13 protein-coding genes are annotated in these 15,373 nt (G+C 71.7%); 6 read left to right on the top strand and 7 right to left on the bottom strand.

All coding sequences use genetic code 11. The annotated features are described in order from the left end of the window. The first annotated feature begins 263 nt into the window (after positions 1-263). Together BLV96_RS19550 and BLV96_RS50325 are read left to right on the top strand one after the other, a co-directional pair. A complete protein-coding gene (locus tag BLV96_RS19550) occupies positions 264-1,295 on the top strand; it encodes a fatty acid desaturase family protein (protein ID WP_086677254.1) in 1,032 nt (343 codons plus the stop codon). Further along, positions 1,208-1,459, top strand: coding sequence for an RGCVC family protein (locus BLV96_RS50325; RefSeq protein WP_341866094.1), 252 nt, complete (start codon positions 1,208-1,210; stop codon positions 1,457-1,459). The genes BLV96_RS19550 and BLV96_RS50325 overlap by 88 nt, the downstream gene beginning before the upstream one ends. A gap of 147 nt (positions 1,460-1,606) precedes the next feature. Here the strand turns inward: BLV96_RS50325 and BLV96_RS19540 are convergent, their stop codons facing one another. Continuing rightward, the gene (locus BLV96_RS19540) at positions 1,607-2,590 is read right to left on the bottom strand and encodes an RNA polymerase subunit sigma-70 (RefSeq protein WP_086677252.1); all 984 of its coding nucleotides are present in this window, start codon (positions 2,588-2,590) and stop codon (positions 1,607-1,609) included. Between the two features lie 196 nt (positions 2,591-2,786). On the opposite strand from BLV96_RS19540, the gene lysA reads away from it, so the two are divergent. After that, positions 2,787-4,130: a diaminopimelate decarboxylase gene (gene lysA / locus BLV96_RS19535; RefSeq protein ID WP_086677251.1), complete on the top strand. Its 1,344-nt coding sequence runs from the start codon at positions 2,787-2,789 to the stop codon at positions 4,128-4,130. Here the strand turns inward: lysA and BLV96_RS19530 are convergent. Further along, positions 4,108-4,728: a TetR/AcrR family transcriptional regulator C-terminal domain-containing protein gene (locus BLV96_RS19530; protein WP_086677250.1), complete on the bottom strand. Its 621-nt coding sequence runs from the start codon at positions 4,726-4,728 to the stop codon at positions 4,108-4,110. The genes lysA and BLV96_RS19530 overlap by 23 nt on opposite strands. A 63-nt stretch (positions 4,729-4,791) precedes the next feature. Between BLV96_RS19530 and BLV96_RS19525 the strand changes: the two genes are divergently transcribed. Next, positions 4,792-6,153 (top strand): FAD-dependent monooxygenase, encoded by a 1,362-nt coding sequence (locus BLV96_RS19525; RefSeq protein WP_086677249.1) that lies wholly within the window; start codon positions 4,792-4,794, stop codon positions 6,151-6,153. Here BLV96_RS19525 and BLV96_RS19520 read toward each other — a convergent pair. Beyond that, on the bottom strand, positions 6,150-7,676 hold the full coding sequence (locus BLV96_RS19520) for an APC family permease (RefSeq protein ID WP_086677248.1): 1,527 nt from the start codon (positions 7,674-7,676) through the stop codon (positions 6,150-6,152). The genes BLV96_RS19525 and BLV96_RS19520 overlap by 4 nt on opposite strands. A gap of 265 nt (positions 7,677-7,941) precedes the next feature. On the opposite strand from BLV96_RS19520, the gene BLV96_RS19515 reads away from it, so the two are divergent. After that, complete coding sequence (locus BLV96_RS19515; RefSeq protein WP_086677247.1) at positions 7,942-8,418, top strand: Lrp/AsnC family transcriptional regulator; 477 nt, start codon at positions 7,942-7,944, stop codon at positions 8,416-8,418. A gap of 42 nt (positions 8,419-8,460) precedes the next feature. On the opposite strand, the gene helR is transcribed toward BLV96_RS19515, so the two are convergent. Both helR and BLV96_RS19505 read right to left on the bottom strand, forming a co-directional pair. Further along, the gene (gene helR / locus BLV96_RS19510; RefSeq protein WP_086677246.1) at positions 8,461-10,665 is read right to left on the bottom strand and encodes an RNA polymerase recycling motor ATPase HelR; all 2,205 of its coding nucleotides are present in this window, start codon (positions 10,663-10,665) and stop codon (positions 8,461-8,463) included. Between the two features lie 101 nt (positions 10,666-10,766). Continuing rightward, positions 10,767-12,584, bottom strand: coding sequence for a laminin G domain-containing metallophosphoesterase family protein (locus BLV96_RS19505; protein ID WP_086677245.1), 1,818 nt, complete (start codon positions 12,582-12,584; stop codon positions 10,767-10,769). Between the two features lie 79 nt (positions 12,585-12,663). Between BLV96_RS19505 and BLV96_RS19500 the strand changes: the two genes are divergently transcribed. Next, positions 12,664-13,047 carry a VOC family protein gene (locus BLV96_RS19500; protein ID WP_086677244.1) on the top strand — a complete coding sequence of 128 codons (384 nt, stop codon included), beginning with the start codon at positions 12,664-12,666 and terminating at the stop codon, positions 13,045-13,047. On the opposite strand, the gene BLV96_RS19495 is transcribed toward BLV96_RS19500, so the two are convergent. Continuing rightward, on the bottom strand, positions 13,023-13,511 hold the full coding sequence (locus BLV96_RS19495; RefSeq protein ID WP_086677243.1) for a DUF6328 family protein: 489 nt from the start codon (positions 13,509-13,511) through the stop codon (positions 13,023-13,025). The two genes, BLV96_RS19500 and BLV96_RS19495, sit on opposite strands and share 25 nt — an antisense overlap. A gap of 40 nt (positions 13,512-13,551) precedes the next feature. Beyond that, on the bottom strand, positions 13,552-15,366 hold the full coding sequence (locus BLV96_RS19490) for a DUF2339 domain-containing protein (RefSeq protein ID WP_086677242.1): 1,815 nt from the start codon (positions 15,364-15,366) through the stop codon (positions 13,552-13,554). Positions 15,367-15,373: the final 7 nt, after the last annotated feature.

Here is a 15,373-nt window from a genome sequence, read left to right as displayed (position 1 = left end):
GTTCAGCTCCTGTCCCCGGCCGGCGTGCGCCAACCGGAAGTCACGGGTGTGTGGTACGTCACTGTCATCCCGATGTGGCCGACTGTACACCTCTTCGGTGACCCGCGGGGAATTGTCATCCAGCGCCGGGGATGTCACGCTGGGGGCATGCCGCGGAGCAAACCCGCGGTCAGGCCCAAGCGCCCTTATTCGGGATCGGTCCGGCCCGCCAGTGCCGGAAGCCGTTGCTGGACAAGCATTTCAGCTGACCCAGAACGGCGGCCATGACTTCGCTTCAGGCACCGGAAACGTCGCACGGCAGTGATTTCGCCGAGCTGTCCCGGCTCATCAAGGACGCGGGACTCCTCCGCCGGCGACGGCGTTATTACGCGGTCCGCATCGGGCTAAACCTCGCCGCGTTCGGCGGCGGCTGGGTCGCGTTCGCCTACCTCGGCGACTCGTGGTGGCAGCTGTTCCTCGCGGCCTTCTTCGCGATGATGTTCGCGCAGCTGTCGTTCATCGGCCACGACGCCGGGCACAAGCAGATCTTCCGCGGCCGCCGGGCGAACGACGTGACCGGGATCGTCCACGGTGGACTGACCGGGCTGAGCTACGGCTGGTGGATCGCGACGCACGCGCGGCACCACGCGAACCCCAACCACGAGGACGAGGACCCGGACGTCGACATCGCCGCGCTCGCGTTCAGCAAGGCGCAGAGCTCGCGCAAGCGGGGTTTCCTGCGCTGGGTGGCGAAGTACCAGGCGTTCCTGTTCTTCCCGCTGTTGCTGCTCGAAGGCCTGAACCTGCACGTGTCGAGCGTGAAAGCGGTGCTGCGCAAGGACCTTCGACGTCGCAAGCTGGAGTCCGCGCTGCTGATCGCGCACCTGGTGGCTTACCTCGCCGCGGTGTTCGTCGTGCTGTCGCCGCTGACCGGGATCATCTTCATCCTGGTGCACCAGTTCCTGTGGGGCCTGTACATGGGTTGTTCGTTCGCGCCCAACCACAAGGGCATGGAGATGCTCGCGACCGGCCACAAGCTCGACTTCCTGCGCAAGCAAGTGCTGACCTCGCGCAACATCCGCGGCGGCCGGATCGTCGACTTCGCGCTCGGCGGGCTGAACTACCAGATCGAGCACCACCTGTTCCCGAGCATGGCCCGGCCGAACCTCAGGCACGCGCAGGTGATCGTCCGCGAGTTCTGCACCGGACGCGGAATTTCGTACGCCCAATGCGGCTGGGCGCGCTCGTACGGGTACGTGCTGCAGCACCTCCACGAGGCGAGCGAACCGCTGCGAAAGCCCCGGGTGGCGACATGACGGCCCCGGAGCCACCCCGCTCCGGCACGCAGTGCCCGAGCTGCCCCCACCCGCTGGGCACGCACGACGCGATAGCCCGCCGCTACTGCGCGGCAACGGCGGCCGGCAAAGCAACCGACCGCGGCTGCGTATGCGGAACGGCGGCGGACCACAAGACGGCCTGACGACCCAGCGCCTACGCCTCCTCGGGCGGCACAGCGGGCAGCTCGCGCGCCCGCCGGTGCCGCCCATGCTTCCTCCGGCAGCACGCAGGCAGGCTGGCGCGCCCGCCGGGGCGCCGGCGAGCCGCGCGCCCCCGCAAGCCGCGCCCCCTACCTCTCCGCCGGCAACACTGCCGCCAACCCAAATGCCCCGAATACCGTCGGCGCAAAGGTCGTCACCTCGGCTACCCGCCCTTCGACGACCCGCAGCGCGTTGAGCCCGAACGCCCGGAACTCGCCCTCCACCCGAAGGTACGTCGCCACCGCTGGGCCGCCGTTCGCCTGGACCGGCAGCATCCGCAGCTCCATCGACCGCGACCCGTGCAACACCGGCGCCCAGCCTTCGAGGACCGTCTCCCGGCCGCTGTACCAAGTCGGCTCCGGACCCTCGTGGCCGCCCGCGCCCGGCTGGTGGCTGCAGCGGATGTCCTCGCTGATCACCGCCGCGATCGCCGCGTCGTCCGCCGTTGTCAGAGCTGCGATGTACCGCGAGACCACTTCGCGCTCTTCGCTGCTCGAAGACACACGCCACTCCGTACGCCGCGAAGGCAGCTGCTCCTTCAACTCCGCCCGCGCCCGCTGAAGCGAGCTGCTCACCGAAGCCGGGGTTGTCGACAACGCCGTCGCTGTCTCCTTCGCCGACCAGCCGACGACGTCGCGAAGGATCAAGACCGCGCGTTGCCGCGGCGAGAGGTACTGGACCGCCGCGAGGAATGCCAGCTCGACCGTCTCGCGCGAGATGGCGGCCTCGAGAACGTCGTCCGGTGCCGGCTGCAACCACGGGACCGCCGCCGCGGGGCGGGGTGCCAGGCGCGAACCGGACGCGGTCGGCAAGTCGACGACCGGGACCACCCGCGGCGCGCGCTCCAGGAAGTCGAGGCACGCGTTGGTCGCGATCTTGTACAGCCAAGCCCGCACGCTCGCGCGCCCGGCGTACCCCGCGCGCCCGCGCCACGCGCGCAGGAACGTCTCCTGCACCAGGTCCTCGGCCTCGTCGAGCGACCCCAGGAACCGGTAGCAGTGCACCCGCAGCTCCCGCCGGTGCTGCTCGGTCAGCTCGGCGAACTCGGTCTCTTCCATCGTGTCGGTAACCATGCCCCGTGTGACGGCCTCCGGCGCGGAGATTCAGCTCTTCGCAGGTCAACCGGGGTGTGGCCGAAGTTACTCGCGCGTTAACAAACTGTCAGCGGCCGGCGGAAACCCGTCAGGACGGCATTCACGGGCGACCACCGGCAGCACGAACAGCGGTGTCCTGACCGAGTCCGATCCGCCGTGATGCCCGGAGGCACCCGTGACGCTCAGCGAGCTTCTTCCCAGCCTCGGCTGCGAAGCCGCCGATCACCTCGAGCCAGGAGTCTGGCCGCGAAGCACTCGACTCGGCGAAGACGGCGAGCTCCTCTTCGCCGGCGCGAAGGTCAGCCACCTCGCGGCCCGCTTCGGGACGCCGTCCTACCTCCTCGACGAGCAGCAGGTCCGCGACACCGCCCGCGAGTACCGCGAAGCGCTGCCGGACGTCGAAGTCGCGTACGCGAGCAAGGCGCTGTGTACGCGGTCCGTACTGCGTTGGGTCGCCGAAGAGGGGTTGTCGCTCGACACGTGCTCCGCGGGCGAGATCGCCGTCGCGCGCGCTGTCGGCTTCCCCGCGGAGCGCATGCTGCTGCACGGCAACGCGAAGACGCCTGAAGACCTGAAGGCGGCTCTCGAGTACGGCGTCCGTCGGATCGTCGTCGACTCGCTCGACGAGATCGCACAGCTCGGCGCGCTCGCGCACTGCGGGCAGCAGGTGATGATCCGCGTGACACCAGGCGTCCCGGCCGGGGCCCACCAGGCCATCAGCACCGGCACCGAAGGCCAGAAGTTCGGCTTCTCGCTCCTCGACGGCGTCCCCGACAACGTCGACGCCGCGACCGAAGCCATAAAAGCGCAACCCGGGTTGCGACTCGTAGGCCTGCATTGCCACATCGGCTCCCAAGTGACCAGGATCGACCGGTACGAAGCCGCCGCGCGGCGGATGGCCGAAGTGCTCGTCCGGCTCCGCCACACCCACGGCGTCACGCTGCGGGAACTCGACCTCGGCGGCGGGCACGCGGTGCCGTACGTCGGCGGCGAACCCGCGTTCGACCTCGGCGGCTACTCGCGCCGGCTGCGCGTCGCCCTCGCCTACGAGTGCGCGGCCCACGGCTTCCCGATGCCCCGCCTGACGATCGAGCCGGGCCGGGCGATCGTCGGGCCCGCCGGGATCACCGTGTACCGCGTCTGCGCGGTCAAACGCGGCAGCCGCACGTTCGTCGCGGTCGACGGCGGCATGAGCGACAACGCCCGCCCGTCGCTCTACGGTGCCCGCTACACGACACGCCTGATCGGCCGCCGCTCCAAGGAAAAGCGCGTCCCGATGACCGTCGTCGGCCGGCACTGCGAATCCGGCGACGTCCTCGCCGACGGCATCAGCCTGCCCGCCGACCTGCACGCCGGCGACCTCTTGGCCGTCCCGTGCACCGGCGCGTACCACCACTCGCTGGCGTCGAACTACAACCAGGTCGGCCGGCCGCCGCTGGTCGGCGTGAAGGACGGCGTCGCGACGCTGCTCGTGCGCCGCGAGACCGAGGAGGACCTCAGCCGCCGCGACTTGGGCTGACCGCGGCGAGCCCCGCGAGCAGCACGCCCAGCGCGTACCGGAAGTCGTCCTCGACCGTTGATCCCGCGCGTTCCCGCAGGCCCCGCGCCATCAGCGGAAACGGGAACGAACCGGACGCGAGCATCGCCGCCTCTTCCGCGGGCGACGGCCGCGTCTGGGCTTCGACGGCCCGGCCCAGCACGAAGTGCACCAGCACCCCGGCCGCGCGGGTCGCCTCGCCGAGCGGGAAGCCCGCCTCGTGCAGCACCCCGACCGCGCGCTCGGCGAGCTCGCCGAGCGCGCGGGCCACGGTGAGGTCCGCGCCCAGCGCGACGCGAGCGCCGTCCCGGTGCGCGAGCAACGCCGTGTGCAGCGCGAAGCCCGCGTCTTCGAGCCACTCGAGCCACGGCCCCGACGCCGGCAGGCCGGCCACGACCGGCGCGACGATCGCGTCCGTCATGTGGTCGAGCAGCGCGCGCTTGCTGCGGAAGTGCCAGTACAACGCGGGTGCCTTGACGCCCAGCTCGGTGGCCAGCCGCCGGACGGTCAGCTTGTCCAGCCCCTCGGCTTCGAGCAGGCGAAGCGCGACGCGCACCGCGCCGTCGACGTCCAGCGACATGCTCCTCCTTGACGCCTTAACTTGTTAAGGCCATCCTAGTCCTTAACAAGTTAAGGGGGACACATGGATGCCGATGTGATCGTCGTGGGAGCGGGCCCGGTAGGCCTGTTCCTGGCGGCCGAACTCAAGCTGGCCGGCGCCGAACCGCTGGTCCTGGAACGGCTGGAAACACCGTCCGAAGAGCCGAAAGCCCGCGGCCTGGGCGCGCTGGCGACCGAAGCGCTCTGGCGACGCGGCCTCGGCGCCCAGCTCGCCGAAGCCGACGTCGAAGGCACGAAGGACCTCACTCGCGACCACGGCACCACCCGCGGCCACTTCGCGAGCATCTTCAAGATCGAGCCCCGCGAAGACCGCCCGCGGACGAACATCTGGCAGCCGGAGCTGGAACGCGTCCTCGCGAAGCACGCCGAAGGCGTCCGGGTGCTGCGCGGACAACCGGTCACCGCACTGGAGTCCGATGTGGACGGAGTCGCCGTGACCGCCGGCCAGACGTGGCGCGCGAAGTACGTCGTCGGCTGCGACGGCGGCCGCAGCACGGTCCGGAAGCTGGCCGGCTTCGCCTTCCCCGGCACGCCGGCGTTGCTGCGCACGGTCGCCGGGCAGGCGCGGTTCGCCGGGACCGTCCCGCCGCCCGGGCGGTACGCCGGGGGCGCCTTCCTGCACGGCGGCAGCATGGTCGGGATCACCGAACCCGCGTCGAACCCGGAACCGGTCACCCCGGCGGACTTCGCCGCGAGCATCCGCAGGATCACCGGCGCGGACGTCGTCGTGGAGGAGTTCCGCGAGGAACGGCGGTTCGGCGACCAGGCCCGTCAGGTCGACGACTACCGCCGCGGGCGCGTCCTCCTGGCCGGTGACGCGGCGCACGTGCACTCGCCCAGCGGCGGCCAGGGGCTCAACCTCGGGCTGCTCGACGCGGCCAACCTCGGTTGGAAGCTCGGCGCCGTCGTGCGCGGCGACAAGCCCGAAGCGTTCCTCGACACGTACACGCGCGAAAGGCACCCGGCGGGCGAAGCGGTGCTACGCAACACGCGCGCCCAGTCAGCACTGCTGGCACCCGGCCCGCACGTCGACGCGCTGCGCGAGATCGTCGCGGAGCTGATGGACCTGCCCGAAGCGAACAAATACTTCGCGGACCTCCTGTCGGGGGTCAACACCCGCTACGACTTCCCTTACCCCGCAACGAAGCCGGTCGGTCAGCACTGCCCGGACTTCGAAATCGTCGATGAGCACGGCCATCCGTCCCGGCTGCACGAGCACACCCGCACCGGCCGCGGCCTCCTGCTGACCACGGAACAGATGACCGAACCGCGGGTCGACGTCGTTCGCGTGACGAACACCGGCCCGCTGCTGCTGCGCCCCGACGGCGTCATCGCGTGGGCGGGCGAAGGCTCGCCGGCGACCGCGTTGACCACCTGGTTCTAGACCGGCTCGATCACGTCGCCGTCGCGCCGCACGACCCCGCGCGGCAACCGGCGGCCGGCGAAGAAGTCGCGGCACGCGCGGTGCACGGCGAACATCAGCGGCACGCCGAGCACGATCGACACCACGCCGATCACCGCGACCCCGCCGATGCCGAACACCGTCGTCTCGCCCGCGTCCGGCTTCGCGTACTCCACCAGCGCGAACACCAGGACGGCCAGGAAGAACACCCCGCCCACGAACGGCAACAGCCCGCGCAGCACGAAATTGCGCACGCTCGCGAAAAGCGTGCGGCGGAACACCCAGACGCAGGCCAGCGCCGTCATCGTGTACTCGATCGCGATGGTCAGCCCGACCGCGTCGACCGAGTCCGACAGCACGTTGTCGCTGACCAGCGCCAGGAGGACGTACACCGCCAGCGACACGAGCCCGAACGCCCAGGTGGCCACCGACGGCGTCCGGTACTTCGGGTGCACCCGCCCGAAAACGCGAGGCAGCGCGCCGTGGCTGGCCATCGACAACGTCGTGCGCGCCGCCGGCATGATCGTCGCCTGGCTGGTGGCCGCGCCGCTGGTGAGCACCGACACGATCAGCAGCACGCCCAGCAGCTTCCCGCCCGCGCCGTCGCCGAACACCGCGCCGCCGAGGCCGGCGAGGACGTCGTCGGAGTTGGCCTCGTTGCCCAGACCGATCCCCTCGGTGCCGACGCCGGCGAAGGCGAGCGCCGCGACCGTGACGAGCAGGTAGTTCAGCACCAGCAACACGGTCGAGAGCACGGCGGCGCGGCCGGGCGCGTGCCGCGGATCGGCGGACTCTTCGTTGACCGACAACGAGCTTTCCCAGCCCCAGTAGATGAAAACGGCCAGCAGCACCGCCGAAACCGCCGTCCCCGCGCCGACCCCGCCCGGCCACAGCCAGTCCAGCCGCGGCACCGACGCCTGCGGCCCGGCCGTGCCGTCGAAGACGCGGACGAGCGCGACGACCGAGAAGAGCACCAGGACCACGAGTTCGACGCCAAGCAGGATCCATTGCGCCCGCGCCGACACCTCGATCCCGCGGTAGCAGAGCCAGCACAGCGCCAGCAGCCACGCGGCACCGATCGCCGTGGTGACCCACCGGTTGCCCGCCGCGCCGGACGCGCCGAACAGCAGCAGCGTGTAGCGGCCGGTCAGCGCGGACTGGCTGCTCATCACCAGCAGCTGGGCGACCGTGACGACCCAGCCGGTGAACCACCCCGCGTGCGCGCCGAACGCGCGGGCCGCCCACGTGAAGTTGGTGCCGCAGTCGGGTTCCGCGGTGTTCAGCTCCCGGAACGCGACGGCGACGAACAGCACCGGGACGAACGAGAGCAGCACGAACGCGGCCGCCTTGAAGCCGGTGCCGGCCAGCACGATCAGGCCCAGCGTGGCCGCGATCGAGTACGCCGGCGCGGTCGACGACATCCCGATGACCATCGACGACACCATGCCCAGCGCGCCGCCGCGCAGTCCCTTTTCCGGGACGGCGGGGGCGAGTGCCACGGTCATTGCGTTGGTCCTCCTGGGGTTGCGGGAGACGGCAGAGCCGCCAGACGCTACCCGCCGTGGCCCGGCGAGCGCGTCCAGCTGTGCGCGGACGCACAAAACCGCCTCGGAATGACTCGTGAATTTCCCCCTCAGCCACCGAATCCTCGGCAAATCACGATCCTGGCGCCGGATCGCGTGAAGCTGCCGCAGGGGTCTCGCTTTCTGGTCAGGTCTCGATACGCTGCGCACTTGACAAATCACATGCCGAAACACAGGGAGGGACGGCATGGGTGACGATTCACGTGCGCGCGGACTGGACAACACGGACAGATCGCTCATCGCCCTGCTGCAGCAGGACGGCCGCGCGTCGTTCACCGCGCTCGCGAAGGCGGTGGGGCTTTCGGAGGGAGCCGTCCGCCAGCGCGTGCAGCGGCTGCTGCGCGACGACCTCATGCAGATCGTGGCGGTGACCGACCCGGTCAACGTCGATCTGACGCGCCAGGCGATGGTCGGGATCAGCGTCGACGGCGCTGATCCGCGCGAGGTGGCGGACAAGCTTTCCGAGCTCGCGCACGTGCACTACGTCGTGCTCTGCGCCGGGCGCTACGACCTGCTGGCCGAACTCGTCTGCCGGGACGACGACCACATGCTCGAAGTGCTGGGCGAGGAGATCCGCAAGATCGACGGCGTGTCCGGGACCGAGCTGTTCGTCTACCTCAAGCTGGCCAAGCAGAACTACGCCTGGGGCCGGCTCACGGCGTAGCCCGTGCGGGGATGACGGATCCCACCCGCCATCCCCGGGCGGCTACAGGAACCGCCGGTGCCCGGCGCGCACGGGCGTGCCCGCTTCGGCGAGCCCGGCCAGCACCGGCGGGAGCGGATCCCGGTGCAGCACACCGAGGCGCTGCGTGGCGCGGGTGAGCGCGACGTACAGCTCGGCCGCGCCGCGGGCGCCTCCGGCCAGGATCCGCGCCGGCTCGACGACGAGGACGGCGTCGAACTCGAGGCCTTTGGCCGCCGATGGCGCGACCGCGCCGGGCACGCCCGGCGGGCCGATGACGACGCTGGTTCCTTCGCGCCCGGCTTCGGCGCGGTTGAATTCGTCGATGGCGTCGCGCAGTTCGCCATCGGCGATTCGCCGTGCCCACGGCCGGATCCCGCACGCGCGCACCGATTCCGGCGGCCGCGCGTCCGGCGCGAACTCCGCGAGCAGCGCGCCGGCGACGGTCATGATCTCCGCCGGGGTCCGGTAGTTGACCGTCAGCTCCCGGTACACCCACCGGTCGGCGACGTACGGCGCCAGCACCGGCCCCCACGCCGCCGCCCCGGCCGGGCTGCGCCGCTGTGCGAGGTCGCCGACGATCGTGAACGACCGGCTCGGGCACCGCCGCATCAGCACCCGCCAGTCCATTTCGGACAGTTCCTGCGCCTCGTCGACGACGACGTGCCCGTACGTCCAGTCGCGGTCGGCGGCCGCGCGTTCGGCGAGGTCACGCGTGTCGCGCTCGACGAACCGGCCGGCCAGGTCTTCGGCGTACAGCAGGTCGGTGGCGACCAGGCCGAGGTCCTCGTCCAGCTCCTCGCGGTCGAGCTTGATCAGGTCCATGACGCCTTCGGCGTATTCGGCGTCCTCCTCCGCCCGCCGGCGGGCCGCGGCGCGTTCGGCGGTGGCGTCGTGGCCGAGCAGGTCGACCAGCTCGTCGAGCAGCGGCACGTCGGAGACCGTCCACGCCGCGCCGTCGCGGCGGAACAGCACCGGGTCGGCCCCGGCGGCCGCCAGCCGGCGCGGCGACATGTACAGCGGCGCCAGCAACGTTTCCGGCGTCAGCTCCGGCCACAGCGCGGCCAACGCGGCGTCGAGGCCTTCGTGCGCGGCCAGCTCGTCGAGGACGTCGGCACGCAGCTCGGCCCACGCCCCACGATCTTCGCTGGTCAGCCAGCCCTCGCCGACGCGCGCGGCGGCCCGCTCGGCGAGCGCCGTCACGACGTGCTCGCGGAAGACCGCGCGGGCCTCGTTGTGCGGCAGCCCGGACCGGCGCGCTTCGAGCCGGGCCTCGTCCGCGACCTCGGCGTCGAGGTCGACCGTGACGTCCGCCAGCTCGACCGGCACCGGCTCGTCGGGCACCTGCTGCCGGTCGGCGACCGCCGCCTTCAGCACGTCGAGGATCTTCAGCGAACCCTTGAGCCGCGCCGCTTCCGGCGCGTCTTCGGCGGTCGCGCGCAGCCCCGGGACGAGGTCGCCGGTGGTCAGGAAGACGACGTCGGACTCGCCGAGCGACGGCAGCACCCGGCCGATGTGGTCCAGGAACAGCGGGCTCGGCCCGACCACCAGCACGCCGCTGCGCGACATCCGCTCGCGCCGCGTGTAGAGCAGGTACGCGACGCGGTGCAGCGCGACGGCGGTCTTCCCGGTGCCCGGCCCGCCCTCGACGACGAGCACGCCCGCGTGGCCGAGCCGGATGATCTCGTCCTGCTCGGCCTGGATCGTCGCGACGATGTCCCGCATGCCTTCGCCGCGCGGAGCGTTGACGGCGGCCAGCAACGCCGCGTCCCCGCGCTCGTCGTCTCCCGGCCGGCCGAGCACCTCATCGGTGAATTCGACGACCTTTCGCCCCATCGTGTGGAACTGGCGACGGCGGCGCGTGTTTTCCGGCGTCGCCGCGGTGGCGACGTAGAACGGGCGCGCCGCCGGCGCCCGCCAATCCAGCAGAAGCGGTTCGTAGTCGTTTTCGCCGTCGAAGAGACCGATCCGGCCGATGTAGCTGGTTTCGCCCGAAAGGGCGTCCAGCCGGCCGAAGCAGAGCCCGTTGTCGGCGACGTTCAGCCGGACCGTCTCGCGCGCCCGGACGCGCACGTCCGCGTCCCGCTCCACCAACGTGGTCCCCGGTTCCCCGAGAGCGCGGCGGTAACGGACGCGCGCCTCGTCACGTTCGCGGTCCAGGCGCGCGTACAGCCCGTCGACGTACGCGCGCTCGGCCCGCAATTCCTCGTCGTACCCCTGATTTGACAATTTCCCCTCACAGCGGTTAGACTGGCGGAACAATCGATGGGCCTCCCTGTTTTATTCGGAAGGCACGTCGATTTTTTATTGTCCACCCGCTGTCAAGGGCCTCAGCCCAGCATGAATTCGCGCGGGTTCAGCGGCCGGTCGACCACCCGCACGTCCCCCAGCGACCCGGCGAAGCTCCGGTCCACCTTCCCGTCGTACGACGACGCTCCGACCAGCCATGAGCCGCCCGGGTTCGCCAATCCGACCGCCGGCGTGGCCGGGTTCCGCACCACCGGGCAGCCGTCGACGTAGACGATCGTGCGCCGCCCGTCGTTGACCACCGCGACGTGCCACCACTTCCCGACCGGCAGTTCGTGGCCCCAGTTCGTCGAGATGCGGTCCTGGTTCAGCGGGAACACCGCCCACTGCAGCTCGCCACCGTCCGAAAGGGACAGTGTGGCGGCCGATTCCTTCGGGTCGTCGCCGGTCTTGCCCGCGGCCGCGCCGCTGCCCTCGCGGGCGAACAGGCCGCACCAGCCGTGGTGGCCGTCCTTGAAGTCCGCCGGCAGCCGGAAGAACGCTTCGACGGTGTAGCCGCGTTCGAACTTCAGCTTGTTCATCGGCGCCGCGTCGACCGTGCGCAGGTAGGCGCCGCGGCTCGGGTCGCGGCCGCCGTCGAACCGCAGGCTCGCCCGCGACGGCTGCCGCGGCGAGAACTCGCTCGAGAACTTCAACGCGTCCGGCCCGCTGCCGGGCGCGGTGACGCGGGTGAGGTCGTTGCCGCGCCCGCTCTGGTCGCGCACGACGACGTCGGCGGGCACCGGCTTGCCGTCCTGGCCGTCCTCGAAGCGCCAGTAGGCGACCGTGCCCGGCACCAGCTGCTGCTTCGCCGGACGTCCCGGCGGCACCGGCACCGGCGCGAAGCCACCGAAGCGCTCGGCGAAGTCGATCTCCAAGCTGAAGTAGTCGGCGGCGCCGCTGCGTTCGACCTCGATCCGCTGCAGTTCGGACAGGTGGTCCTGCGCGGCGAGCCACGGCGAGATCGTCCGGACGTCGACCACGCCCCGCGCGAGGTCGAACTGGTAGAGCCGGACCATCGCGCCGCCGCCGTAGTAGCGGTCCTGGTAGTTGGCGAGGTGGACGTGGACGTCGTGCCCGGCTGCGTTCTTGCGGACCGTGCGGCCGGTCGGCCAGTAGTGGCCGTTCAACGTCAGGAAGATCTGGTCGTTGCCGTCGACCAGCTCCTTCCAGACCATCTCCCCGAACGTCGAGAACTGCGCCTGGTGGTCGTCGCCGGCCCAGACGAGCTCGTGGACGGTGAGGATCGCGGGCAGCGTCGGGTGCTGCGCGAGGACCTGCTTCGCCCAGTTCAGCCCGCCGGCCGAGGGCCGCCAGTCCAGCGCGAGCAGCAGCCAGTCCCGGCCGCCGCCGCGGAAGACGTGGAAGGTGTTGTAGCCGTCCTTCGAGGCACCGCGGAACGTCGGCGAGTTGCGCTGGCGCTGCGGGCCGAACGCGTCCAGGTACGGCGACGGGCCGCGCTGGTCGTCCTTCGAGCCGTCGATGTCGTGGTTGCCCGCGAGGGTGCTGTACGGGAACCGGCGGCGGTCGAGGGCCTGGAACGACTTGCTGATCCGGGCGAACTCGTCCGCGCGGCCGTTCTGCGTGAGATCGCCGAGGTGGGCGAGGAAGACAACGTTGTCGTCGGCCTCGTCGAGGACGTACCGCAGCGAGGCGTCCAGCGGGGCCGCGTCCCCGCGGTCCTCGTCGAACAGGTACTGGGTGTCCGGCATGACCACGAGCGTGAAGCGCGGATCTTCGGCGTCCGGGCGGTGCCGGCCCTGGGCTTGGGCGGCGGGCGCACCGAGGACGCTCGGCAGGGTCGCCGCGGCGGCGACGGCCGGGGCACCGAGGAGAAAGGTCCGGCGAGAGGTGTCAGTCACGGGCGGGAAGCTACGGCCGCCGCCCGACGGCCCCGGCAACTGCCGCCGAACACGGGATGAACAGCGGTACTGTGCGCGCATGCGGGTCTTCCGGCTCATCCAGCCCGTCGACGACATCGAGGTCGCGGTCGCCTTCTACGCCGCCGTCCTCGGCGACCCCGGCGAGCGGATCGCGGTCAACCGGCACTACTTCACCTGCGGTGGCGTGGTGCTCGCGTGCGTCGAGGCGCCGCTCGAACACCGCGAGCCGCGGCCGCGCAAGGACCCGCGGATCGTCTACCTGGCGGTCGACGACGTCGAGGCGACGTTCGAGCGCGTGCGCGGCGCCGGTCCGCGCTGGATCGACGACGCGATCGAGACGCAGTTCTGGGGCGAACGGTCCTTCTACGCCGACGACCCCTTCGGCAACCCGCTCTGCTTCGTCCAGGAGGACACGCTCTACTTGGGCGGTCCCGTCGGCTGATCGGGTTCGGACGGGTTCAGCCGGAACGGCATGACGAACCAGAGGACCCCGAAGATCAGCAGGCACAGCGCGGCCATGATGACCATCGCGATCCCGCCGTAGACCACCTTGGCGATCAGCGCGACGGTCGACGTGATCGCGAGGGCCAGACAGACGAGGCCGACCAGGACGAGCCGGTTGCCGACCGTCAGGATCCGTTCCCGGCTCCCGGTCCGGAAGAGCAGCCGGTGCCACGCCGCGGGCGCGGTCAGCAACGCGGTCGCGGCCACCGCGAGCGCGACCGCGGACAGGTGCAGCGACTTTTCGAAGCCGCTGGCGTCGTGGAAGCGGTCGGTGAACACGACGGAGAGCAGGAAGCCGAAGAGGATCTGCACGCCCGCCTGGGCGACGCGCAGCTCCTGCAGCAGCTCGCCGACGTTGCGCGTCAGCTGCTCGTTGCGGCTCTCGCCGGTGTGTTCGGCCACGGGAAAACGATACGTGCACTTCGCGGTGCGGGCCGCCCCGTCAGCGCGAAGCGACCCGCCGCGCGTACCGCGTCCCGGCCGCGAGCAGCACCAACCCCGCGCCGAGGAACGCGCCGACGCGCGCGAGGCCGTCCAGCGTCGCCAGGTCGAACAGCACCAGCTTGAGCACGGCGGCGCCGACCAGGACGAGCCCGATCACGCGCAGCGCGACGACGTCGATGCCGCGCAGGAGCAGCACGAGCGCCGCGATCGTCCACGACACCGTGATCAGCGCGTGGCCGAGCAGGAAGCCGATGCGGCCGGGGACGGCCAGCAGCGACCCGCACAGCACGACGCCGGCGGCGCCGTAGAGGGCGGAAACCCCGGCAATCAGCCAGATCGGCAGGTCGTCGACCGGCCCGCGGAAGACCGCCAGGCGCAGCGACGCCCACGGCAGCGCGACCGAAACGGCGAGCAGCAGCGCGGCGACCGCGAGCGCGCCGGCGACGTCTCCGGTCGGGCGGATCCGGTGCACCATCAGCAAAGCCGGGGTGACGTCGAAGAACACGCCGATCACGCCACCGATCGTCGCGAAGCCGAGCGCGGCGGCCAGAGCGAGCTTGTTGCGTCCGCCCAGCGCGGCCACGACGAGCAGCAGCGCCTCACCGAGCAGCACGCCGGCGCGCGCCGGGCCGTCGAACTGCGTGACGGTCGCCTGCAGGATCGCCAGCAGCCCGGCGAGCCCGGCCAGCTGCCCCGCGAGGCCCGGCCACCAGCGGCGCGCCGCCCACCCGGCCAGGAGGACCACCCCGGCACCGGCCGCGACGGGCACGGCCTGGGCCTTCGGCAGCAGCACGGCTGCGACCAGCGTCGGCAGGATCGCCGTCGCCAGCAGGGAAAGCGCGGCGGGGTCGTTCTCGCGGCGGCGCAGGACGATGAGCGCGAGCGTGACGCCGACGAGCCCCGCGCCCAGCGCCGCGCCGGTGTTCGCCCAGCTGCTGTGCACCACCGCGGTACTGACGACGGAGGCGAACAGCGGCGGCACGCCGGCGGCGAGCGTCAGGGACGACCAGTCGCGGCGCAGCTGCGCGGGCACCGTCGCGAGCTGGACCATCAGCAGGAAAGCGACGAGCTCGGGGGTGAAGCCGCCGGTGATCATCGGCGCGCAGACCGCGCACCCGAGCACGACGACGGAAGCCAGCAGCGGCGACTCCCAGCGCACGGCGACGAGCAGCCCGCCGGCGGCGACCGCCAGGCCGGCCGCGAGCCCGGCGAGGACCGGCAGGAAGTCGTACAGCGACGTCGCGGCGACGACGTCGAGGTAGAGCGTCGCGATACCGGTCCAGGCGAGCGCGAAGGCGCCGGTGCGGCCGGCCGGCTTGCGGTGCAGCCAGACGCCGGCCCCGGTCAGCGCGAGTCCGAAGGCGGCGCCGACGAGCACGCGCGGCAGCGGCCCGAGCCAGCCCCGCTGGACGGCCAGCACGAGCAGCAGGACGACACCGAGCAGCGTGACGGCGCCACCGACCCAGGCCAGGACGCGGCTGCCGGCGCCTTCCTTGCCGAGCTTTTCGCCGAGCGTCGGGCGCGGCGGAGGCGGCGGGTAGGGCGACGGCGGCGGGACGTAGTGCTGCCGAGGCGGCTGCCAGGGGTTCTGCGGCCACGGCGGCGGCATCTGCGGCGGCGGCTGGGGCCAGGGCTGGGGTTGCGGCTGGGGCGGCACGGCCTGCTGCGGCTGCTCGGCGGCTTTCGGCTGCTCAGCAGCTTTCGGCTGCTCGGCGCGCACGGAACGGAGTTCGGAGCCCACCACGGCGAGACGACGCCCCAAGTCGTCGATCTCGCCGGCGAGCCGGAGGAGCACATCTGCTTCGGTGGTCATACCGGAC

It is taken from the genome of Amycolatopsis pretoriensis (assembly GCF_900107925.1).
Classification (GTDB): Bacteria; Actinomycetota; Actinomycetes; order Mycobacteriales; family Pseudonocardiaceae; genus Amycolatopsis; species Amycolatopsis pretoriensis.
The sequence above is the reverse complement of the archived record's forward strand: the minus strand, read 5'-3'. Positions and strand labels throughout refer to the sequence as shown.

Excerpts from the sequence above, each read along its gene's own strand:
- BLV96_RS19490 (WP_086677242.1), bottom strand. The coding sequence starts at position 15,366 with ATGACCACCGAAGCAGATGTGCTCCTCCGGCTCGCCGGCGAGATCGAC.
- BLV96_RS19540 (WP_086677252.1), bottom strand. The coding sequence starts at position 2,590 with ATGGTTACCGACACGATGGAAGAGACCGAGTTCGCCGAGCTGACCGAG.
- BLV96_RS19530 (WP_086677250.1), bottom strand. The coding sequence starts at position 4,728 with ATGTCGCTGGACGTCGACGGCGCGGTGCGCGTCGCGCTTCGCCTGCTC.
- BLV96_RS19550 (WP_086677254.1), top strand. The coding sequence starts at position 264 with ATGACTTCGCTTCAGGCACCGGAAACGTCGCACGGCAGTGATTTCGCC.
- BLV96_RS50325 (WP_341866094.1), top strand. The coding sequence starts at position 1,208 with ATGCGGCTGGGCGCGCTCGTACGGGTACGTGCTGCAGCACCTCCACGA.
- BLV96_RS19525 (WP_086677249.1), top strand. The coding sequence starts at position 4,792 with ATGGATGCCGATGTGATCGTCGTGGGAGCGGGCCCGGTAGGCCTGTTC.
- BLV96_RS19520 (WP_086677248.1), bottom strand. The coding sequence starts at position 7,676 with ATGACCGTGGCACTCGCCCCCGCCGTCCCGGAAAAGGGACTGCGCGGC.
- BLV96_RS19500 (WP_086677244.1), top strand. The coding sequence starts at position 12,664 with ATGCGGGTCTTCCGGCTCATCCAGCCCGTCGACGACATCGAGGTCGCG.
- BLV96_RS19515 (WP_086677247.1), top strand. The coding sequence starts at position 7,942 with ATGGGTGACGATTCACGTGCGCGCGGACTGGACAACACGGACAGATCG.